The sequence below is a fragment of the Nocardia sp. bgisy118 genome (assembly GCF_057708605.1).
Map to the genome: position 1 here is coordinate 194,700 of NZ_JBYISM010000009.1, position 21,609 is coordinate 216,308.

Below are 21,609 nucleotides of genomic sequence, written 5' to 3' on the forward strand. Positions count from 1 at the left end.
CGGTGGGGCATTCAGTAGGCGCGCGCCCGATCCGCCCACGCCGCAGCGATTTCCGGCGCGAGACCGCGCGGGAACGAGACACGGCCGGGATCACCGTCGGACGTATAGCGCAGGCTCGGGTCCCGGGCGAGCCGGTCCAGCCAGTGCGCCGAATCGAACGGAACCTCTCCGCGCCCTGACCTGATCCGCGGAACACCGGCGGGATCGATCGCACCGTAGGGCGAGGGCGCGGGTTCGGCGCCGACCAGCATGACGGCCGCGAAGGAGTAGGGCGTGCCGTCCCATTCGCCCGCGGCGGCGAGCCGCCGGTCGGCGGGAAAGACGCCCAGCGGCAAGGCCATGGTGCGTACCGGGGCACCCGGTGCGGCCGCGGCGACGGCGCGCAGGTTCTGCACCAATTCGCGTTGCACTCCGGCCGCGTCCAAGCGGGACAGGTTGGCGTGCGATGCGGTGTGCGCGCCGAGGTCGTAGCCGTGTCCGGCGAGCCAGGCCAGCGCGCGGCGGCCGTCGCCGAATGCCTCGTTGTTCACGTAGAACGTCGCGGTCGGGCGGAAATCCGGGTGCGCGGCACCGAATTCCTCGAGTATGCCGACGGCGCTGTCCGGCGCGGGGCGTCCATCGCCGGTCAGGGTGAGCTGGCTGACCGGCGAATCGTCGAAGGTGAGCACCACCGGGTGCGTGCCCGCCGGGATGTCGATGGCGCCGGAGACGTAGTCCGCGGCGGTGACCGGGCGGTAGCCCTCGCGGTACAGCCGCTCGAGTTCCGCGCGGAATTCCTCGGGCGTCTGGTCGTATTCGCCGGCGGGGTGCGCAGTCACCTGGTGGTACATCAGCACCGGGACGAGCCCGAGCTCGTTCGCGCCGACGGCGACTGGGTCCACCGGCGGGGGCGTGGGTGCGGCGGGGGCCGGGCTGGAAACCACGGCGGGCGTGGTGGATTCGGCCGCGCCGCACCCGAGCAGCAGCGCGAACGTCAGCACCGACAGTGCGCATCGATACGCCAACGCGCCAAAGCTCGCCATCGGCTCACCGTACGCGGGCAATGTGCCGAATCAGCGACTTATGGGCGAAATGCCCGACATCGGGCCGCGCCGCCGTGGATAGTAGGGAAACTCGAGTCGAAAGTTGGTGCGCGCGTTGCTCAGACGTGTTCCGGATCCCCGCGCTCGGCGGCTCGCTGCGATCGCGGTGGCCGTCGTCGGGTCGATGCTCGCCGCCGCGGTCCTTGTCGCGGCGTTCCGGCCTGCCGCCGAACGGTTCACCGTGACGGGGCTGCCCGCCGGCGTCGTCGGCGCCGCGGCCGCGCCGGAGCTGGCGCTGCGCGTCGACGTGGCGGGCCACGACCCGAACTCGGTCCGTCTCGAGCTCGACGGCACGCCGGTCGAGGGCGTGGTCGAGGGCGACGACGTGGTCTACCGCCCGGGTGTATTGCCGGACGGCGCGCACGAATTCACCGCGAAGATCCCCGCGGGCGGCCCGCTCGGCTTCCTGCGCTCCGATCCCGGCGCCACCGAGTCGTTCACGGTGGATTCGACGCCGCCCACGGTACAGCTGGACCGGACCGAGCCCGTGCGCTCCTACCGCGAGCCGGTCACGCTGCGCGGCAAGGCGATCGGCGCGCAGCGCGTCTCGGTCGGCGACGTCTCGGCGCCGACCGGCGAGAACGGCGCCTTCGAGATCACCCTGCCGCGCGCGCCGAGCGGTGCCGAGCTCGTCGCGGTCGACGCCGCGGGCAACACGACGCGAACGCCCCTCACGGCGATCGTCGAGCTGCCGAGGATCAGGGCGGTGCACGTCACCGCGCACGCGTGGTCGCACGAAGGGCTGCGCGAGGGCGTGCTCGACCTGGCCCGCGCCGGACGCATCGATACTGTCCAGCTCGACATCAAGGACGAGGACGGCGTCGTCGGCTACGACTCCCAGGTGCCGCTGGCCAGGGAATCCGGCGCCGCCACGGCGATATACGACGCGCGCGCCGCGCTGACCCGGTTGCACGAGATGAGCCTGCGGGTGATCGGCCGGATCGTGGCGTTCCGCGACCCGACACTGGCCGAATGGGCCTGGCACGCGGGACGGACGGATTGGGTCGTGCAGAATCCCGGGGGCCAGCCGTATTCCAGCAAGTACGGGGCGATCGCCTTCACCAATTTCGCGCACCCGGAGGTGCGCAAGTACAACATCGATCTCGCGGCCGAAGCGGCGGCGCTCGGGTTCGACGAGATCATGTACGACTACATCCGGCGTCCGGACGGCAGCCTGTCGAGCATGGCGTTTCCCGGCGCGACGGTCGACCCGATCGTCTCGATCGCGGAGTTCCTGCGCGAGAGCCGGGATCCGGTGCACGACGCGGGCGCTTTCCAGAGCGCCGCGGTGTTCGGCATCGCCGCCACCCGGCCGGATCAGATCGCCCAGGACATTCCGATGATGGCCGCGCACCTCGACTACGTGGCGCCGATGGTCTATCCCTCGCACTGGAACTCGGGCGAGTACGGGGTCGCGAACCCGAATGGGCAGCCGTACGACATCGTGCTGCGCTCGCTGGAGGATTTCCGCCGGATCACCGAGGGCACCGGCGCGAAGGTCGTGCCGTGGCTACAGGACTTCAGCCTGGGCGTCACCTACGGTCCCGCCGAGGTCCAGGCCCAGATCGACGCGACCGCGGCCGCCGGGATCGACAGCTTCGTGCTGTGGAGTCCCGTCGTGCGGTACCACCTCTGAGCGCACCCCAAGGATTAGGCGCGACCTGCGCGGAATCATTGTCGCGCCGCGTCGGCCACGCGATAGTGCTTGCACGTCCGATTTGCCGCCGACACACGGGAGGTTCCCCATGGGTGAGCCCTATTCGTCGCGGGCAATGATCGTCTCCCTGCCGCTGACGCGTCGCCGCACGGTGGATCTCATGCGCGTCCCGCACGGAGTCTGTCGCCGCTGAACGGTGGCGCTTCGCCGCGCCACGCCCCTCGATCAGGTAGCCCTTCCCACGCTCACCTGCCGTACCGGCATGCCCTCGTCCGGTGGTGAGCGCATTCAGAAAGAACCGAAAGATGTTGTCCCTGAATCGACGACCGCGGGTGATCCGCGCGCTCGCCGCCGTCTTCGCGATCCCCACCGCCGTGGCGGTCCTGGCCGGGTGCGGCTCGTCCGAACCCGCCACCACCGCCGACGGCAAAACCGTGCTCCGCTACCAGGGGTCCACCGGCCAGGTCTCGGCCTTCGAATTGGCGGCCGATCTCGGCTACTTCTCGGAAATCGAGCTGCACTGGGAAGGCGACACCACCAGCGGGCCCGCCAATATCCAGGCCGCGGCCACCAAGCAGATCGAATTCGGCAGCGCCTTCAACGGCGCCGTCGTGAAGCTGGTGTCAGGCGGCGCGCCGGTCACCTCCGTGCTGAGTTCCTATGGCGCCGACGAACTCTCCTACACCGGCTACTTCGTGCGCGACGATTCCGGCATCACCTCTGCCCGGGATCTGATCGGCAAGAAGGTCGGAATCAACACCCTCGGCGCGCACCACGAGTTCGTCACGCGCGAATGGCTGCATCGCGAGGGGCTGAGCGATCAGGAGATCAAGCAGGTCGAGCTCGTGGTGGTGCCACCGGTGAACACCGAGGAAGCGCTGCGCAACAAGCAGATCGACGTGGCCGCACTCGGCGGCGTGTTCCGGGAGACCGCCGTCGAGCGCGGCGGCATCCACCCGCTCTTCGCCGACAAGGCGATCTTCGGCGAGTTCGACTACGGCACCTACGTTTTCCGCAACGACTACATCCAGCAGCACCCGGCGGCGGTGCGCGACTTCGTGCAGGGCACGGCCCGCGCCACCCGCTGGCTCCAGGTGACGCCGCGCGACCAGGTGCTCGCCCGCTTCGAATCCATCATCACCAAGCGCGGGCGCAACGAGAACACCGCACTGCTGAAGTACTGGCGCAGCCCCGGCATTCCGGTGCCCGGCGCGGTGATCGCGGAGAAGGAACTGCAGATCTGGATCGACTGGCTGGTCCGCAACGGCGACCTGGCCCAGGGCAAGCTCTCGGCGAAGGACCTGTTCACCAACAAGGACAACCCGTACGCGAACGGCACCTACGGACCGACCACGGGCCCGACCGGAGAGGTGGTGGCAGCGAAATGACCGGCACCGCAGTCAAACTCCGCCTCAGCGGGGTGAGCAAGCAGTTCGCGATCCGCGGCTCGCAGGAACAGTTCACCGCGCTGGAGGACATCTCGCTCGACCTGCGCGAGGGCGAGTTCCTCGTGCTCGTCGGCCCCAGCGGGTCGGGCAAGTCGACGCTGCTGGATCTGCTCGGCGGGTTGAGCAAGCCCACTTCGGGACAGCTGCTGCTGGACGGCAAGCCGATCACCAAACCCGGCCTCGACCGCGGCATCGTGTTCCAGCAGTACGCGCTGCTGCCGTGGCGCACCGCGCGGACGAACATCGAGTTCGGGCTCGAGGCCAAGGGACTGCGCCGGGCGCAGCGCCGGGAACTGGCCGAGCACTACCTGGAACTGGTCGGACTGGCCGGGTTCGGCGACCGCTACCCGCACGAGCTGTCCGGCGGCATGAAACAGCGCGTGGCCATCGCGCGCAGCCTCGCCTTCGACCCCGAGGTGCTGCTGATGGACGAGCCGTTCGCCGCGTTGGACGCGCAGACCCGGGAATCGTTGCAGGACGAGCTGTTACGCATCTGGAAGGCGACCGGGAAGACGATCTTGTTCATCACCCACGGCATCGACGAGGCGGTCTACCTCGGACAGCGGGTCGCGGTGCTGACCTCGCGGCCGGGGCGGGTCAAGTCGATCCTCGAGATCGACATCGACCGCGAATCCGGAGCCGACATCCGTTCCGGCGAGCGTTTCCGCGAATACCGGCACGCGATCTGGGAGCTGTTGCAGACCGAAGTGAGTCGCGCGCAGGGAATCGAACGCGCGGAGATCGGCTCCGCGGGCAACGAGAGGAGGCACGCCCATGTCTAGCGCAGTGCCGGTCTTGGAGAAGACCGCAGGCCACAGGGCCGAACCGAAGATATCCACGCCTGCCCGACCGGCGCGCGTGCGTCCCGCACAAGCGTCCCGGTTGCTCGCCGCCGCCGTGCGGCTCGGCTGGCGCCTGCTGAAACCGACGATCGTCATCGCGCTGTTCCTCGCGCTGTGGGAGAGCGCGCCGCGGGTCGGGCTCGTCGACGAGGTGTTCCTGCCGCCCTTCTCGGTCGTGGTGCAGGCGTTCGCCGATCTGGTGGCCAGCGGCGAGATGTGGGAGCACGTCTCCACCAGCCTGACCCGCTCGCTCAGCGGTTTCACCTTGGCGCTGCTGGTCGCCATCCCGGTCGGCATCGGCATCGCCTGGTACCGGCCGGTAGCCGAGTTCCTGAATCCGATCCTCGAACTGTTCCGCAATACCGCTGCGCTGGCCCTGCTTCCGGTCTTCGTGCTGATCCTCGGCATCGGCGAGACGTCGAAGGTCGCGCTGGTGTTCTACGCGAGCTTCTTCCCGATCCTGCTGAACACCATCACCGGCGTGCGCACCGTCGACCCGCTGCTGATCAAGTCGGCGGTCTCGCTCGGCTTCGGACCGCTGCGGCTGTTCCAGAAGGTGGTGCTGCCCGCCGCGGTGCCGTCGATCTTCACCGGTGTCCGGATGGCCGCGGCGTCCTCGATCCTGGTGCTCATCGCCGCCGAAATGGTCGGCGCGCGCGCGGGACTCGGCTATCTCATCACCGCCGCGCAGCAGAACTTCCAGATCCCGAACATGTACGCGGGCATCCTCGCCATCTCGCTGCTCGGCCTGACCTTCAACTGGATCCTCGTCGCACTCGAGCGCCGCTTCTCCCGCTGGCGCAACCACTCCTGATCGTGCTCTTCCGAAAGAACGCAGAACCCCACCATGTCCGAACCTCGTAAGACCTTTCACCTCAATGCCTTCCTGATGGGCGTCGGCCATCACGAAGCCGCGTGGCGGCACCCGCGCACCGACGCGCGCCGGGTGCTCGACGTCGCGCACTTCCAGGAGCTCGGGCGCATCGCCGAGCGCGGCAAGCTCGATTCCGTCTTCTTCGCCGACGGACTCGCGGTCGGTCCGCAGATCAAGCGCAACACGCTGGCCGTCTTCGAGCCGGTGACCCTGCTGTCGGCGATCGCCACGGCGACCGAGCGGATCGGGCTCATCGCGACCGCGTCGACGACCTACAACGAGCCGTTCAACCTGGCCCGCGTCTTCGCCTCGCTGGATCACCTGAGCGGCGGCCGGGCCGGCTGGAACATCGTCACCTCGGGTAACGAGCAGGAGGCCCTCAACTTCGGGTACGACGGCATCCCCGAGCACGCGCGCCGCTACGAACGCGCCCAGGAGTTCGTCGACGTCGCCGTTCAGCTGTGGGACAGCTGGGAATCGGGCGCGATCGTGCTCGACGAGGAAACCGGGTTGTTCGCCGACCCGGACCGGGTGCACACCATCGATTACGCGGGCGAGCGGTTCCGCGTCCGCGGCCCGCTCAACTCGCCGCGCAGCCCGCAAGGGCGTCCGCTGCTGGTGCAGGCCGGTTCGTCGGAGAGCGGCAAGGAGTTCGCCGCCCGGTACGCCGAGGCGGTGTTCACCGCGCAGCGCACGCTCGAGGAGGGACAGCGGTTCTATCGCGACCTGAAGTCGCGGCTGCCCAAGTACGGGCGCTCCGCCGACGAGTTGAAGGTGCTGCCCGGTCTGGTGCCGTTCATCGCCGACACCCCCGAGCGGGCGCGCGCACTCGAGCAGGAATTCACCGATCTCATCTCCCCCGACTACGCGCTGCGCCAGCTGTCCAGCCTGCTCGGCGTCGACCTGACCACGCACGCGCTGGACGCGCCGCTGCCCCCGCTGCCCGAGGAGAGCGAGATCGAGGGCGGCCAGAGCCGATTCACGCTCGTCAAGGAACTCGCCGAGCAGGAGGACCTCACGGTGCGCCAGCTCATCGGCAAGCTCGGCGGTGGGCGCGGGCACCGCACGTTCGCCGGGACCCCGGAGCAGATCGCCGACGAGCTGCAGACCTGGTTCGAGAACGGCGCCGACGACGGGTTCAACATCATGCCCCCGTACCTGCCCGGCGGACTCACCGACTTCGTCGACCGGGTGGTGCCGATCCTCCAGGAACGCGGGCTGTTCCGCACGGAGTACACGGCGACCACGCTGCGCGGGCACTACGGGCTGGAGCCGGTGGAAAGCCAATTCGCGCGGGAAACCGCGCGGGCGACCGCCTGAGCTCGCAGCGAATCACCGATGCCATGCCGCTGATCCGACGACTCGAGGTCGACTACATGCGCATGGGCAGCAGCAACTGTCGCCCTGACCGCCGCCCATCGCCGATCACCTCCCGAAAGACACGATCATGACCACCGTCAGCGAAGCCCCGACCACCGTCCACATCGCCCCTGTCGCCGGGCACATCGGCGCCGAGGTCACCGGCGTCGATCTGCGCGCCGATCTCACCGACCAGCAGGTCGCCGACCTCACCGCCGCGCTGCACGCGCACAAGGTGCTGTTCTTCCGAGACCAGCACATCGGCCACGCCGAACAGATCGCGTTCTCCCGGCGCTTCGGCTCCGTGACGCCCTCGCACCCCTACGACGACGACGCGCCCACCGAGTTCCCGGAGATCCTCGCCGTGGACAGCCGCCTGTACGAAAAGCGGTTCGGCGTGCGCAAATTCAGTTACACCAACCACTGGCACACCGATGTCTCGCCGCTGATCAACCCGCCCGCCGCCTCGCTGCTGCGTGCGGAGATCGCACCCGAGCGCGGCGGTGACACCAGCTGGACCAATCTGGCCGCCGCCTACGCGGGCCTACCCGAGTCGCTCCGTACCTTCGTCGACGGCCTGCGCGCCGAGCACCGGTTCGGCGGCAAGCAGCCCGCCTGGCAGGAGGACAGCGACTACGCGAAGAAGGTGGCCAAGGCGCCGCTGGTGACCGAACATCCGGTGGTGCGGGTGCATCCGGTGACCGGCGAACGCATCCTGTTCGTCAATCCCGGCTTCACCACCCGGATCGTCGGACTCAGCCCGCGCCAGAGCGACGCGCTGCTGAAGCTGCTGTTCGACGAGCTGTCCGATCCCGCCTACACCGTCCGATTCCGTTGGGAGAAGGGCAGTCTGGCGTTCTGGGACAACCGGGCCACCGCCCACCTCGCCCCGGGCGACCTCGCGCACCTCGACGTCACGCGGGTGCTGTACCGCACCACGCTCGAAGGCGACATCCCGGTCGGTGTCGACGGCGCGCCTTCGACCTCGATCGCGGGCGACAAGTTCGTCGGGGCCTGATCCCGAGCCGCGAGGCCCCGCGCACGGACCTCCGGTGCGCGGGGCCTCGGGCTTTCGCCGCCATCAGAGCAGCCCGCGCCGCCGCAGATCGCCGACGTACTTCTCGATCAGCGCCGGCGACAGGTGCGGGATGTCCTCGGCGCCGGGAAGTTCGAGCGATCGAACCGCGGCGCGGAAGTTCTCGGCGGGCAGGGCCGCGCCGCGCAGGGGCGGCGCAGGCCGCCGGTACGCGTGCAGCAGCGGCAGCAGGGTGTGGGTGCGCTGACGCTCGGGAAGGGTGCGCAAGGCGGACTCGAAACGGGTGAGCCAGTCGTCGTAGTCGGCGATGCGGTGGATCGGGTGCCCCGCCTCGATCAGCCAGTCGACGAAGGTGTCCAGGGAGATCCCGTCGTCGTGCGGGTTGAGCACGTCGTAGCTGTGGAAGCCGTCGGTGGCCGCGGCGCCGAGCCCGGCGATGGTGGCGGCGGTGAAATCCGCGGGCAAGCCGTCGTAGTGGGCGCGCGGGCGCTTCCCGTCGGTGTCGGTCCGGTAGAAGGATCGGGGGGCGATGCCGGTGGCGAGCAGGCTGAGCAGCAGCCGGGTGAACATGTCGGGCACGTTGAGCTGACCTGCGTACCGGCTGTGCGCCAGGATCATGTCCGAGCGGAAGACTGCGACCGGCAGCCCGAACCGGGAATTGGCTTCGCGCAGTAGCACTTCGCCCGCCCATTTGCTGGTGCCGTACCCGTTGGCGTAGCTCTCGTCGATCACCCGGACCGAGCTCATCTCGCGAATGTCGCCGTCCTCGGCGAACTTCGACGGATCGATCTGCGCGGCGACCGCCACCGTGGAGAGGTAGTTGACCGGCTTGCGGCGCGTGGTCAGCGCCAGCCGGATCAGTTCGGCCGTGCCGACCACGTTGGGGCCGAACAGCTGCCGGTAGGGCAGGACGTGATTGACCAGCGCTGCGGGATGCACGACGAGGTCGACTTCCGCGGCGAGCCGCCGCCAAGTCGCCTCGTCCACACCGAGATTCGGTTCGCCGATATCGCCCGCGAGCACCTCGAGGCCGCGTTCGGCCAGCTCGTGGAAGCGATCGAGCAGTTCGGCGTCGCCGGTGTCGAAGACCTCGTCGAGCCGTTTGCGCGCGGCGTACCCGTCGGCGCCGCGCACCAGGCAGATCAGTTTGCCGCCAACGGTACTCAGCCGTTCCAGCCATTCCAGACAGAGGAAGCGGCCGAGGTAGCCGTTGGCTCCGGTGAGCAGCACCGTCCTGGCCGGACCGGTGGCGAGGGGCAGGTCCCCCGCGGCGGACAGCGTCGCCGGATCGAGGAACGCTTCCAGCGTGAGTTGCGCGGCGGTGACCCGGCCGGTGTCACCGTGCACGTCGACGAAGCTCGGCCGCTGCGCGGCGCCGGATCGGGCGGTGTCGATGTATTCGGCAAGTCCGCGCAGATCGTTCGCCGGGCTGGTGACCACGCCGACCGGCACCTCGACGCCGAAAACCTCGCCGAGCAGGTTCGACAGCGACAGGGCCGACAGCGAATCGCCGCCGAGATCGGTGAAGTGCGCGTCCGGGCGGATGTCCGCGCCCGCGCAGCCGAGCAGGGCGCGGGTCGCCCGGCCGACGATCTCCAGCACCGGTCGCGTCGCGGCCTCGTGGCGCAGCATGAGCAGTTCCTCGTTCTGGGCGGCGGCGAGATCGGCGTAGAGCTGTTCCAGGCGTTCGCCGTATCGCTGCTTCAGCTTGGGGCGCAACAGCTTTCCGATACCGGAGAGCAGCCCGTTCGCGGTGCTGAACGGTTCGGTCTCGATGAGGAAATCGCGCGGGATCTCATAGGAGTTCAGTTCCGCGTCCTTAGCGACCTGCTGCAACGATTCACTCAGCGCCGCCGCGAGTTCCGCGCCCTCCCAGCGGGCCAGCGCGTCAGCGGTCGGCACGATCACCGCGAGCAGATAGGCGCGCTCGCTGCTGCCGTGCACGAAGATCTGCCGCACCAGCGGGCTGCCCGCGAACACCGCCTCCAGCTTGGCGACCGTCACGAATTCGCCCTGGGACAGCTTCAGCACATTGTTGCGGCGATCGACGTAGATTAGGCGATCCGGACCGAGCTCGGCGACGATGTCGCCGGTGCGGTAGAAGCCATCGTCGTCGAAGATCTCGGCATCGAGCTCGGGGCGCCGGTAGTACCCGGCGATCATCGCGGTCGTCTTCAGCAGCAGCTCGCCGCGCGGATGCGGCGAATCGGTATGGAAATAGCCGAGTTCCGGCACGTCGACGAGCTTGTAGTCGAGCACGGGGGGCCTGCGCACGATCGTGTCGATGACCAGTCCGCCGCCCGCCTCGGTCGAGCCGTAGCCGTCGTGCAGTTCCATGTCGAGCACGGACTCCACGAAAGTCTTCATCTCGGCGGCCAGCGGCGCACTGCCGCACATCGCGGTCATGTAGCGACCGCCGAAGAAGTCTTCCCGGAGTTCGGTTCTCACCGCTTCCTCGAGGTCGGCGGACGGGATGTCCCCATCCGCCCTGCGGTCGAGCTCGCTCTGATAGCGCTGAAAGACCATGTCGCACACGCGCGGCACGAAGAACAGCTCGGTGGGCCGCACCAGGGCGATGTCCTCGAACAACGTCGACATATCGCTCGCCGCGGTGAAATACGCCGTGCCGCCGCGGGCGAGCACCCCGTACAGGCTCATCCGGCCCGCCACGTGACTCATCGGCATGTAGTTGAGGTTGATCGACGCGACCAGCGGCTGGGCCAGCCACATCGCGGTCACCAAGGCTCCCGTGTACATCGCGCCCTTGGGCGTTCCGGTGCTGCCCGAGGTGTAGATGAGCAGGGCGAGCTCGTCGTCGGGATCGTGCAGCGGCGCGGGCGGGAGTCCGCGGCCACGCGCGACGATGTCGTCCAGGGTGTCGATCACGATCGAGGAGGCGGACAGGCGGCGGCGGGCCGATTCCAGCGCCTCCCGGTGATCGTCGTCGCCAGGGTGGTAGTCGAACACGATCAGGCGCTCGGGCGGGTGACCTTCGAGCACACCGGTCACGGCGTGGTCGAGCAGGTCGAGGCTGGTGGCGAGCACCCGAGGTGCTGTCTCGGCGAGGATGGGCCGCAACTGCGCGACGGAGGCACCGGATTGCAGCGGCACCGCGACGGCGCCGAGATGCACGCAGGCGAGATCCAGGACGGTGTACTCGGCGCTGGTGAAGCCGAGGATGGCGACGAAATCGCCCGCGCGCACCGAGATCTCGTGATGCCAGTGGGCGGCGACCGCGCCCACCCGCGCCCACACCTCGCCGTAGGTCACGGTGTCGAAGGTCGGCAGCAGCCGCGTCGTCCGGCGGCCGGTCCGCGGGTCGGTGCTCAGCTCCACCGCTCGCTGCCCGAGCGCGGGGCGCTCGGCGTAGCCGGTCATGACGGTCTCCACGATCCGCGGCAGCCGCGTTCCCGGCTGCCGGATCAGTGCACTGATCTCCCGGGTCGGCGCCGCGTCCCGGATCTGCCGATGCTCGGCATACAACCGCGCGATCCGCTCGGTTTGTCGCGCGACCTGTGCTTCGTCCGCCATTGGTCCGCCTCCACGATGAGCCATCGGTCCCCACCCGACACGTTAGCTCAACTAAGGATCTCGGTCACGGGTTCCTCGAAGCCCGAGACCGCATCGTCACTCCCGCTCGGTCAGAGCGGGGTGATGCGGGCGACCGCGCGCGCTTCGTCGCCGACGGCGAGCCAGGCGTCCAGGGTGTCGCCGGCGCGACGGCCGACCACCCGGACCTGCTCGCCGGATTCGAGCGGCTTGGCGTACTCGATGATCACCCGGTACGGGGCCGCGAGCAGGTCGGCGTGCCCGGCCAGCAGTTCCTCGAGCGCACCGAGGTATACCGCGTTGTTGACGTGGTCGAGCACGTCGATGTCGGCCACCCGCAGCGGGAACGGCAGCACCTCGACGTCGGCCGACGCCGCGTCGGGCATGGATTCGGTGAGGGCGGCCCGCCAACGCAGGCGATGCTCGCTGGTACCGGCCAGCATCGGCGCCATGAAGCGGTCGCTCATCCTGGTCGGCACGCCGCTCTCGATACCGAAGTGGATCACGAAGGCCTCGGTCTCGATGTGGCCGCCTTCGCTGCCGAAGATCTGCACCCGCATGGTGCACCAGCGGTTCGACAGGGCCGAGCACCAGCGGTGCAGGGTGACCCGCTCGCCCCACACCACGGGCTCGAGCACGTCGATCACCGTGCGGCGCACCACCCAGCCCCGATGCGTGTCGCCATCCTCCACCGCCTCGAGATGTTCGAAGGCGATGTCCTGCAGGTAGCGGGCGATCGCGTCGAGGCGGAGCCGGTGTTCCCTGTCGATGTCGGCGAGGCGGACCGGCCACCCCGTCTGAAAAAGGGTTCCTGCGGGCGGACGCTCCGGCAATACGCTGGGAATGACCATGGTCGGATGATGCCAGGACGTCCGCCGGTCAGCTTGTCCGGGACGGCGCTGCGTTCAGTCGAGCGTCCCGCCGAGCCGATTCGAGCGTCGCTGATTCGAACGTCTCGTTGCCGATTCGAACGTCCCTTTCAGCCGATTCGAGACCGCTCAGCCGATCCGAGACTCCGGAAGCGCGCACGCCATGCCCTCGGCCATGCCGGTGGGTCGCACGCCGAGCGCCTGGTTGAGCCGGGCGCGCTGGTTCTCCCAGGAGATCGCGGCGGCCAGCTCGGCGAGCTGCGCCTTGGTGAGATGGACCAGCAGTCGATCGCGCAGGTCGTCCAGTTCGACCGCGGGCGTCGCCGTGACGGCCTCGGCGTAGGCGATGACCAGTTTCTCCAGCTCGGTATAGGCATCGCTGGTCCGATAGCGCGGCAGCTCGGTGATCTGCCGCTCGGTGACCCCGGCGGACTGCGCGATGGCCGAGCCGATATCGAGGCAGAATTCGCAGTTCACCAGGCCTGCGGTCTTCAGCTCGGCCAGGTCTTTGAGATGCGGGTCGAGGCGATTGGCGAAGATCGACATCGTCTCGTAGACCGCCGTGCTCACCAGCAGCTGCGGCCTGCGCCCCAGCCACCCGACGAGATCGGTGCGGTTCCGGCGGGCCCGCCGGAACGCCCCAACATGGCTCCGAATACGTTGAACAGTTCGCATTCTCCGGACTCCCCTTCGCTCGTCGCGAGTATTTCCGGTCGACGCCATCCTACGCTCGAAACGACGGCCTGTAGTAGAGATTCGGGGCTAGGTGCGGGCGGTCTCGCCGCGCCCTGCTTCGAGGATCGCGGCCAGGTCGGCGGGAATCGGCATGGGCGTCATGATGCCCACGGCGGTGCGGCCGGTGTTGCCGATCGGCACCCGGCCCAGCGACGAACCGAGACCCGCGCCCGACAGCCGAACCACTTGGCCCAACGCCTCCTTCCGGTCGCGGCACCGCAGCGCCAGCCGCAGCATGTGCCAGTGCGAGCGAGTGTGCGGCCACGGCCACGGCTGCGACAGGATGTGTGCGCGCTCCAACGCGCGCCACATGTCGCCGAGATCGGTGGAGGTACTCGCGGCACGCAGTTCTTCTTCGAAGGCGGTGCGAACGGTGGGCGGCATGGGGGCCATGGTTACTCCTGGGCTCGTCGAATGTCTTCGCCCTCGACCCTCGCCGATCGGCCCGCTCGAAGTCTTGAACAAACCTGCTGCGCCTCGCCCCCGAACGCCAGTCGGGGCGTCTGTGCATCGGCGAGGTCGGTGGAGTGAGCCAGCGCGTTGTACACCCAGTCGTGGGCTCGTCCGACAGTGACACGAGGTCCGAAGAACCGTTCTGTCAGCGCCCAGTAACGGTGAATCCGGTGGTCGGAATCGGTGGCGTCGATCAGCAACTGTTCGCGGAAACGCGGGGAATCACGCTTCCCGCGCGCGTGAGCATGGGCGTCGACGAACCGATCGAGTTCGCTTCCGGCGTGCGGTCGCACGCCTTCCGCTACGAGTGGCACAACGTCCACCATCACGTCACCCACGTCGGCGTACAGCGCTCGCGGGTCGCGGATCAGCTCCGGCTGATTCCGCCAGTATTGCTGCCGCACAGCACCATTCATCTGGGGGTCGGCGACAAGAGCGGCCAATTCGGCATACGCGACAACCTCGTCGACGGACGGATCAGCAGGCGGCTCCGGGACATTCCAGCACACCCACGGATCGCTGTCGCACCGCGGTAGCGGTGCGAGAATGTGCCGCCAGAACCGTACGAGGTACTCGTGCACCGCACCACCATCCTGCGCGGCAGCCAGCAACGCGAGTCGCTCGCCCCGCTCCGCCGGAGCAACCGTCTCGATAGCCCGCAGTGACGCCCGCCGCCACGCCAGCGACCTCAATTCGATATCGAGCCGCTCACTTTCGGCAGCGATGGCCTCTGTCATCGACCGCTCTTCCTGCAGCACGTCGGTGATCGAGTCCAGCCCGAGACCGAGAGCGCGCAACCGCCGCACCAACAGCAGTCGTTCGGTGGCGCTGCCAGCGTCGAACTTCCGATGCCCGCCTGCGCTGCGCTGGGACTCCAGAATGCCTTCGTCGCAGTAGAACCGGATCGTTCGCACTGCGAGCCCGGTCCTGCGCGCCAACTCCCCGATGCTCACCAGCGATCGTGTGTTGTCCGTCACAACCTGTTGAACCTCCACCCCACTGGAGCTCATAGCGTACTGGCACCGCCGTCCGCCACCGACAGCGGAAACCGAAGCGGTGGCGGAGGACGGTGGAGACCTACGTATATGTCGTCACACCGAGGAGGGTGTTTCGTGGCTACCACGCAACAAGAAATCGTCGCAGGCATCGCGGAGATCGTCGAGGAGGTAACGGGTATCGACGCCGCAGAGGTGGTGATCGAGAAGTCCTTCGTCGATGATCTGGACATCGACTCGTTGTCACTGGTGGAGATCGCCGTGCAGCTCGAGGACAAGTACAGCGTGAAGGTCCCCGACGAGGACCTTGCGAGCCTGCGAACCGTCGGCGACGCGGTGGCGTACGTCCAGAAGATGGAGGCCGAGAAGCCTCAGCTCGCCGAGGAGATGGAAGCGAAATACAAGGAAGGCCAGGAGAATTGAGCGGCCCCGGGCAGTCCGGCCCCGCGGTGGAGGTGGTGAGCCGGTGATCGCTGATCCGCAGTTGAATCCCGCCGCAGTCGAGCTCGGCAGCTTCTTCCGGCAGCCACCGTACGCGGTATGGTGCGCGTTGACGGAGCCGGATCTGCTGCAGCGGTGGTTGCTTCGACCGACCGGGTTCGCCGCCTCGGCCGGAACCCACTTCCGATTCACCATCCCGGACGCATCGATCAACGAGATCATCTGCGAGGTGCTGACGGCCCGGCCGTACGAGCAGCTGACCTACCGCTGGATATATCCGCAGGCCGAGTATCCCGCTCGGTGGATTGTCGACTGGACGCTGCATCCGCAGGGTCGTGGCACACGACTTCTGCTGACGCAGACGGGTTTCGACATCGAAGATCGTCGACAGAAGATGGTGCGCAACGCCGTGGAGCGCAGTTGGAAACGACGGGTCCTACCGCGGCTCGGTGAGGTGATCCACCACTGATCCGCGTGTAGGACGGAGATCGTGCCGACGCACCTGCGGTGGAGTTGTTCTAGAAGAGCATCGCGTGCGAGCCCCGTTCCGGCGTCTCCAGGGTGTGGCGGTGTCAGGGCTTGGCGGGCAAGGCCAGCGCCGCGTCGATGGTGGCATCGAGGAAGGCGAGAGTGTCGCGGCGGCGGGCCAGTGGGTTGCGGTAGCTGCGGTGGCCCTCGGCGCCGTTGGTCCGCAGGTGCAGGCTTTCGGCGATGATGCGCTGCCAGCACGGATCGAACATCCTCTGGGCGTAGCGGCCGGCGCCGGATTTGGAAGTCATCGATCCGGTGGCGAGAAGGTGGTGCAGTCGGCTCACGCCGAGAACGGCCCAGACCGGGAACCACGGACTGACCCCCACGATGAGAGGCATCGGGCGCCGCTGTCGATGCTGTTGCCACCACGGCCGCCAGTAGGCGCGGAGGTTGTCGACGGTGAACTCGCGCAAGGCTTTCTGGTCCGCCCACAGGTCGAGGTCGGTCGGCTGTGGCCCGCGCACGGCAATCCCGTGCCAGGCCAGCTCGCAAAACGTCACCGGGTTGATGCCGGACCGTCCAGCCGGTGTGAACCGGCTCTCCTGGGCGCAGGGGACTTCGGGGCAACCGCTGGGCCCGGCTGCGAGGTCGGCCCATGTGAGAACCACCCCGTCGAAGTTCGGCCGAGGCAAGGCGGCCACGGTTCGGGCGTGTGCCTCGGCCAACGCCACCATCTCCGGAGACTCTCTCTCGAGGCGATGGTCGGTCACGACGACGAAGTCGATATCGCTGGCCGTGTGGAGTCGACCGCCCCCGGCGCCGCGTGGTCGAAAGTCGCCCAAGGCTACCGATCCCACCAGGTAAAAGCCGGTGACCAGGCCTGGTGCCAACCCGTCGACAGCGGTCAGGAACAACTCCACACTCCGACCGACCTCCGCCGGAAGCTTGTCGCTGGACATGCAAGCCAACATACCGGCCGCCCCGCCATCGGAATGCCGTCCGGGATTCATCGTGAGTACGCCCAGCTTCTCCGATCTCAATTCTTATGGGGCAGAGTATCTTCCGGCGATGGTTCCGAGGAGAGGTGCGCACCATCCTGCTCGATGAGGAACGCCGCAACATCATTCGTGACACCGTTCCGGCAGGGTGACCGAAACTCACTGGGTTCGGCATACGGAAATGAACTCGGCGCGTTGGTCTTTCACCATCGCGCGCTACCGCCGGGAACGCGGCACGACTGGATGTCTCGTTGTTGTCGGTCCCGCGCCTGGGCTCTCAGCACGTCGACCTCGCAGCCCGGCGAGGCCGGGTCGAAGCCGTGCTCGACCAGCCAGCGGACCCCCAGCAGGCTGCGCAACGACCACCACGCGCGGATCACGTCGGGGTCGACGTCGGTGCCGTAGCCGGCGAGGACGTCGTCGAGGCGCTCCGGGTGCCCGAGCGTCAAGGTGGCGAGGTCGTACAAGGCATCGCCCCGGGCCGCCTCGGACCAGTCGAGCACGCCGGTGATCTCGTCACCGTCGACGAACACGTGGGTGACCTGCAGGTCGCCGTGGGTGAACACCGGTGTCCACGGCCGCAGCGCAGCCTCGGCAATCCGGCGGTTGCGCGTGACCACGTCGGCGGGAAGGACACTGTTGTCGACGAGCCACTCGCATTCGCCGTCGAGCTGCGAGGCGATCTCGTCGAGGCTGCGACCGGGCCATGGCGGCAGCGGCGCGTCGTGCAGTATCCGTGCGGCGGCACCCGCCGCGGCCCACGCCGCCGCCGACGCTGTCGACGGTTCGCCGAGGCGGCCGAGTGCCGTGCCGGGCAGGGCGGCGAGCGCGAGCACGGGCGGCTTGCGCCACAAGACCTCCGGAGTCGGGATCGGCGCCATGGCCATCGCCTCGACCTCGACGTCGGTGCGCGTCTGATCAGCGTCGATCTTCAGGAACACCTCGCCAACGCGCACGGTCGCGCGCTCGTGATGGGCGACGACGACCTCGACTTGTTCCACCTCGGCCATTATCGCGGGGATGATCACCCACGTCGCCGGGTTTATCGCGGGCAAGTGACCGGTCGAGCTTCGCGGCGGGTGGAAGCTGTGTGGCGACGCCGCGCCGCTGTCACGGGTGCGCGGGCCGGGGGTGGAGGGTGCCGTGCCAGGCGAGGTTGTTGAATTCCGAAGGCGGAGCGCCGAACATGCTGCGGCAGACGCGGGTCAGGTGGGCGCTGTCGGCGAAGCCTGCCTCGTGCGCCACCTCGGTGAGCGAGAGGCCCGCCGCGAGCAGTTCCGCGGCGCGCTGCATCCGTAGCCAGCGCAGATACGGCCGGAACGGCAGCCCGAGTTCGGCCGAGAAGACGTGGGCCAGACGGCTTTCCGAGAGATGTACGGCACGGGCCAGTTCGGCGAGCCGGACGGGACCGGTGGACATTCGCTCCGGCAGCAACCGCAGCACCTCGGCGACCGCTGGATGGCGCACCGTCTCCCCCGCCGCGCCGACCCGCACCCACTCCGCCTCCGCCTCCGATTCCGAGGCGAACGCCGAGCGCACCCAGTCGACGAAGGCGGCCGCCTCGGCAGTGAGGGCGTACGACGGTGCACCGGTGGATAGTTCGCCGGGTGACGGATCGCTCACGCGCTGCCCGGCGCGTAGCCATTCGCCGAGCGCGTCGAGCCGCAATTCCGCTGCGGCGCAGGCCCATCCGTGGGCAGAGTCGCGCGGACGCGCCAGCGTTGCCCATCGCCTGCCCGGCGCCGACTCAGGATCCAAATGCACCAGTGCACCATGTGAAGCACCGCGCACGACCGCGTGCGCCACGTCCGGCGGAACGACGGCCGCGCGGCAGACCACCCGCTCCCCCGATTGGTCCGACAGCACCATGTGCTCGTCGGCGACGATGATCTGCACCGTGTGATGGGCGTGCAACGCGGCGGTCCCGATCTGCCCGAGGATCACCAGCCGCCCCGGCCGCAGCGCGGCCACACCCCGCCACCGTCTCGTGTCGCCACCGTCCACCATGTTCTCAGTGTCACCTGGACTCCGCGATCGACCGCATCGGGTCGACGCAGGCGCGACGTGTCGGTAAGCGCTGAGCGCCGGATTTCTCGAACACCTCGACCTCCTGGTCCTCGTGGCTCGACCGGTGCATCGGTGATACAACAACGGTCATGTGGAAGTACGAGCACAGCGCCGAGACGGCCGTGAGCCCGGAGGCGCTGTGGCGCAGCTGGTCCGATCCGAACCGCTGGCCGGAGTGGAATCCGGGCATCGAAACCTTCGAGCTGGATGGTCCTTTCGCGCCGGGCACCAGCTTCCGCATGACGTCCCCGGACGGGGATACGGTCGAACTCCGCTTCGTGGAGATCGTGCCGGGCGAACTGTGGAGCGACGTCTTCACCGGTGACGGTTTCGACATCCTCACCGTGCACCGTCTGGAGTCGTTGCCGTCGGGGCTGACTCGCGTGATCTACCGGACCGAGATCACCGGCCCCGCGGCGGATACCGCAGGCCCCGAGATCGGCCCGCAGATCACCGCCGACTTCCCCGAGGTCGTGGCGGGGCTCATCGAGCACGCCGAGCAGTCGGCCTGACCGATTCCGCTCTGATCCGGGGGCAGACCGAGTAGGCCAGGGAGGTTCGCGGGCCCCGGGTGGACGATGTCCTCCCGGGGCCCGCGTCAGCTCCGAACTACTTCTTCCGATCCCGCTTCTCGCGCACCCGCACCGAGATGCGCACCGGCGACCCGTCGAATCCGAATTCCTCGCGCAGGCGGCGTTCCAGGAAGCGGCGGTAGCCGGCCTCCAGGAATCCGGTGGTGAACAGCACGAAGGTGGGCGGACGGGTGGAGGCCTGCGTCGCGAAGAGGATGCGGGGCAGGCGGCCGCCGCGCATCGGCGGCGGCGTGGCCGCGACGACTTCCTTGAGCCAGGTGTTGAGGCGGCCCGTGGCAATGCGCTTGTCCCAGGATTCCAGCGCGGTCTCCATGGCGGGCACCAGCTTCTGCACGGCGCGGCCGGTGTGGGCGGAGATGTTGACCCGCTGGGCCCACGGCACCCGGACCAGTTCGCGGTCGACCTCCTTCTCCAGCTGGAGGCGGCGGTCCTCGTCGACCAGGTCCCACTTGTTGAAGGCCAGCACCAGCGCCCGGCCGGAGTCGGCGACCAGGCTGATCACCCGCAGGTCCTGCTCGGTGATCGGCTGCGAGGCGTCGATCAGCATGATCGCCACCTCGGAGGCCTCCAGCGCCGACTTGGTGCGCAGCGAGGCGTAGAACTCGGTGCCGCTGGCGGTGGAGACCTTGCGACGCAGGCCCGCGGTGTCGACGAATTTCCAGATCTTGCCGCCCAAGTCGACGAGCGAGTCGACCGGATCGACGGTGGTGCCCGCGACATCGTGCACCACCGAGCGCTCGTCGCCGGCCAGCTTGTTGAGCAGGCTTGACTTGCCGACGTTCGGCTTGCCGACCAGAGAGACACGGCGCGGCCCGACGCCGCCGGTGCCCTCGCGCGGGGTCTCGGGCAGCACCTCGAGCACGTCGTCGAGCAGGTCGCCGGTGCCGCGGCCGTGCGAGGCGGAGACCATGCGCGGCTCGCCGAGCCCGAGCGACCACAGCGACGCCGCCTCGGCCTCGAGGCGCTGGTCGTCGACCTTGTTGGCGACCAGGATGACCGGGATCTTCGACCGGCGCAGCTTCTTGACCGCGGCCTCGTCGGTGGCGGTCCCCCCGACGGTCGCGTCGACCACGAGCAGGATCGCGTCGGCGGTCGCCATGGCCACCTCGGCCTGACGGGCCACGTGCTGCTGCAAGCCCTTGGCGTCGGGCTCCCACCCGCCGGTGTCCTGCACCATGAATCGCCTGCCCGCCCAGCTCGCCTCGTAGGAGATGCGGTCGCGGGTGACGCCGGGGATGTCCTCGACGACGGCCTCGCGGCGGCCGAGGATCCGGTTCACCAGGGTGGACTTGCCGACGTTCGGGCGGCCGACCACCGCGAGGGTGGGCATGGCGAGATGTTCCTCGCCCTCCTGTTCACCTTCGAGATCGGCGATCTCCCAGTCGGTTTCGTCGCTCCATACGCCGTCGCCGGCTAGGACGTCTTCGGTCACCGGTCCCCTCCGATAGTCGAAATCTGCTGCGCGACGACGCGATACAGCTCGTCGATGACCTCGTCCATGTTCAGCTCGCTGGTGTCGACGAGCATCGCGTCCTCGGCGGGACGCAGCGGGGACACCTTGCGGGTGGAGTCGAGGTTGTCGCGACGCTGCACGTCGGCGAGCACGGCCGCGTAGTCGTCGCCGCGGCCTTCCCGGATGTTCTGCTGGTTGCGCCGTTCGGCGCGCGCCTCCGCGGAGGCGGTCAGGTAGATCTTGGCGTCCGCGGCGGGCAGCACCACGGTGCCGATGTCACGGCCCTCGACGACGATGCGCCGGGCCGACGCGGTGAGCTCGCGCTGCATCGCGACGAGCAGCTCACGCACCTCGGCCACCGCCGACACGGCCGAGACCGCTTTCGTGACCGCGTCGCCGCGGATCTCGGCGGACACGTCCTCGCCGTCGAGCTCGATCACCTCGTGGCTGGGATCGGTGCCGATCGTCAGCGGCAGCTCCTTGACAGCGGCGCCGATGGCCGCGCTGTCGGTGAGCTCGATGCCCGTCCGCAGCACCCGCAGCGTGGCGACGCGGTACATGGCGCCGGTGTCGAGATAGCGGGCGCCGAGCCGGGTGGCGAGGCGCCGGGAGACGCTGGACTTACCGGTGCCCGAAGGCCCGTCCATGGCGACCACCAGCGAAGCCTGGCCCGCCACCGGGCCGGGA

General features: G+C 68.7%; 20 protein-coding genes. 9 read left to right on the forward strand and 11 right to left on the reverse strand.

Annotated elements, in window-relative coordinates; translation table 11 throughout:
- Positions 1–11: 11 nt before the first annotated feature.
- Positions 12–1,022, reverse strand: coding sequence for a polysaccharide deacetylase family protein (locus tag AC3EO7_RS14250; protein WP_435591415.1), 1,011 nt, complete (start codon positions 1,020–1,022; stop codon positions 12–14).
- 115 nt (positions 1,023–1,137) lie between these two features.
- Between AC3EO7_RS14250 and AC3EO7_RS14255 the strand changes: the two genes are divergently transcribed.
- The 6 genes from AC3EO7_RS14255 to AC3EO7_RS14280 all read left to right on the forward strand — a co-directional run bounded on the left by AC3EO7_RS14255 (position 1,138) and on the right by AC3EO7_RS14280 (position 8,280).
- The gene (locus AC3EO7_RS14255) at positions 1,138–2,718 is read left to right on the forward strand and encodes a putative glycoside hydrolase (protein ID WP_435591416.1); all 1,581 of its coding nucleotides are present in this window, start codon (positions 1,138–1,140) and stop codon (positions 2,716–2,718) included.
- Between the two features lie 326 nt (positions 2,719–3,044).
- Entirely contained in the window at positions 3,045–4,127 is a 1,083-nt protein-coding gene (locus AC3EO7_RS14260; protein ID WP_431969973.1) for an ABC transporter substrate-binding protein, read from the forward strand.
- Entirely contained in the window at positions 4,124–4,969 is an 846-nt protein-coding gene (locus AC3EO7_RS14265; RefSeq protein ID WP_431969974.1) for an ABC transporter ATP-binding protein, read from the forward strand. The genes AC3EO7_RS14260 and AC3EO7_RS14265 overlap by 4 nt, the downstream gene beginning before the upstream one ends.
- A complete protein-coding gene (locus AC3EO7_RS14270) occupies positions 4,962–5,843 on the forward strand; it encodes an ABC transporter permease (RefSeq protein WP_435591417.1) in 882 nt (293 codons plus the stop codon). Before AC3EO7_RS14265 ends, AC3EO7_RS14270 begins: the two co-directional genes overlap by 8 nt.
- A gap of 33 nt (positions 5,844–5,876) precedes the next feature.
- Positions 5,877–7,223, forward strand: a complete 1,347-nt coding sequence (locus tag AC3EO7_RS14275) for an LLM class flavin-dependent oxidoreductase (protein ID WP_435591418.1) — start codon at positions 5,877–5,879, stop codon at positions 7,221–7,223.
- A 127-nt stretch (positions 7,224–7,350) separates the two neighbouring features.
- The gene (locus tag AC3EO7_RS14280; RefSeq protein ID WP_435591419.1) at positions 7,351–8,280 is read left to right on the forward strand and encodes a TauD/TfdA dioxygenase family protein; all 930 of its coding nucleotides are present in this window, start codon (positions 7,351–7,353) and stop codon (positions 8,278–8,280) included.
- A gap of 63 nt (positions 8,281–8,343) precedes the next feature.
- Here the strand turns inward: AC3EO7_RS14280 and car are convergent, their stop codons facing one another.
- From car to AC3EO7_RS14305, 5 genes are all read right to left on the reverse strand, one after another.
- Complete coding sequence (gene car, locus AC3EO7_RS14285) at positions 8,344–11,829, reverse strand: carboxylic acid reductase (protein WP_435591420.1); 3,486 nt, start codon at positions 11,827–11,829, stop codon at positions 8,344–8,346.
- Between the two features lie 110 nt (positions 11,830–11,939).
- Positions 11,940–12,698, reverse strand: a complete 759-nt coding sequence (locus AC3EO7_RS14290) for an acyl-[acyl-carrier-protein] thioesterase (RefSeq protein ID WP_435591421.1) — start codon at positions 12,696–12,698, stop codon at positions 11,940–11,942.
- 147 nt (positions 12,699–12,845) lie between these two features.
- On the reverse strand, positions 12,846–13,391 hold the full coding sequence (locus tag AC3EO7_RS14295) for a carboxymuconolactone decarboxylase family protein (protein WP_431969980.1): 546 nt from the start codon (positions 13,389–13,391) through the stop codon (positions 12,846–12,848).
- An 87-nt stretch (positions 13,392–13,478) separates the two neighbouring features.
- Positions 13,479–13,844: a DUF3703 domain-containing protein gene (locus tag AC3EO7_RS14300; RefSeq protein ID WP_435591422.1), complete on the reverse strand. Its 366-nt coding sequence runs from the start codon at positions 13,842–13,844 to the stop codon at positions 13,479–13,481.
- Between the two features lie 2 nt (positions 13,845–13,846).
- Positions 13,847–14,881, reverse strand: coding sequence for a MerR family transcriptional regulator (locus AC3EO7_RS14305; RefSeq protein ID WP_435591423.1), 1,035 nt, complete (start codon positions 14,879–14,881; stop codon positions 13,847–13,849).
- Positions 14,882–15,016: 135 nt separating this feature from the next.
- On the opposite strand from AC3EO7_RS14305, the gene acpM reads away from it, so the two are divergent.
- Together acpM and AC3EO7_RS14315 are read left to right on the forward strand one after the other, a co-directional pair.
- On the forward strand, positions 15,017–15,322 hold the full coding sequence (gene acpM / locus AC3EO7_RS14310; protein ID WP_435591424.1) for a meromycolate extension acyl carrier protein AcpM: 306 nt from the start codon (positions 15,017–15,019) through the stop codon (positions 15,320–15,322).
- A 43-nt stretch (positions 15,323–15,365) separates the two neighbouring features.
- Positions 15,366–15,809: an SRPBCC family protein gene (locus AC3EO7_RS14315; RefSeq protein ID WP_431969984.1), complete on the forward strand. Its 444-nt coding sequence runs from the start codon at positions 15,366–15,368 to the stop codon at positions 15,807–15,809.
- Positions 15,810–15,912: 103 nt separating this feature from the next.
- On the opposite strand, the gene AC3EO7_RS14320 is transcribed toward AC3EO7_RS14315, so the two are convergent.
- The 3 genes from AC3EO7_RS14320 to AC3EO7_RS14330 form a co-directional block, all read right to left on the reverse strand.
- Positions 15,913–16,770 carry a nucleotidyltransferase domain-containing protein gene (locus tag AC3EO7_RS14320; RefSeq protein WP_435591425.1) on the reverse strand — a complete coding sequence of 286 codons (858 nt, stop codon included), beginning with the start codon at positions 16,768–16,770 and terminating at the stop codon, positions 15,913–15,915.
- 242 nt (positions 16,771–17,012) lie between these two features.
- Positions 17,013–17,819 (reverse strand): phosphotransferase family protein, encoded by an 807-nt coding sequence (locus AC3EO7_RS14325; protein WP_435591426.1) that lies wholly within the window; start codon positions 17,817–17,819, stop codon positions 17,013–17,015.
- Between the two features lie 100 nt (positions 17,820–17,919).
- Positions 17,920–18,816: a helix-turn-helix transcriptional regulator gene (locus tag AC3EO7_RS14330; RefSeq protein WP_435591427.1), complete on the reverse strand. Its 897-nt coding sequence runs from the start codon at positions 18,814–18,816 to the stop codon at positions 17,920–17,922.
- 149 nt (positions 18,817–18,965) lie between these two features.
- Between AC3EO7_RS14330 and AC3EO7_RS14335 the strand changes: the two genes are divergently transcribed.
- Complete coding sequence (locus tag AC3EO7_RS14335) at positions 18,966–19,388, forward strand: SRPBCC family protein (RefSeq protein ID WP_431969988.1); 423 nt, start codon at positions 18,966–18,968, stop codon at positions 19,386–19,388.
- Positions 19,389–19,485: 97 nt separating this feature from the next.
- Here AC3EO7_RS14335 and der read toward each other — a convergent pair whose 3' ends face one another.
- Together der and cmk are read right to left on the reverse strand one after the other, a co-directional pair.
- Entirely contained in the window at positions 19,486–20,901 is a 1,416-nt protein-coding gene (gene der / locus AC3EO7_RS14340; protein ID WP_431969989.1) for a ribosome biogenesis GTPase Der, read from the reverse strand.
- Positions 20,898–21,569, reverse strand: a complete 672-nt coding sequence (gene cmk, locus AC3EO7_RS14345) for a (d)CMP kinase (RefSeq protein ID WP_431970019.1) — start codon at positions 21,567–21,569, stop codon at positions 20,898–20,900. The genes der and cmk overlap by 4 nt, the downstream gene beginning before the upstream one ends.
- Positions 21,570–21,609: the final 40 nt, after the last annotated feature.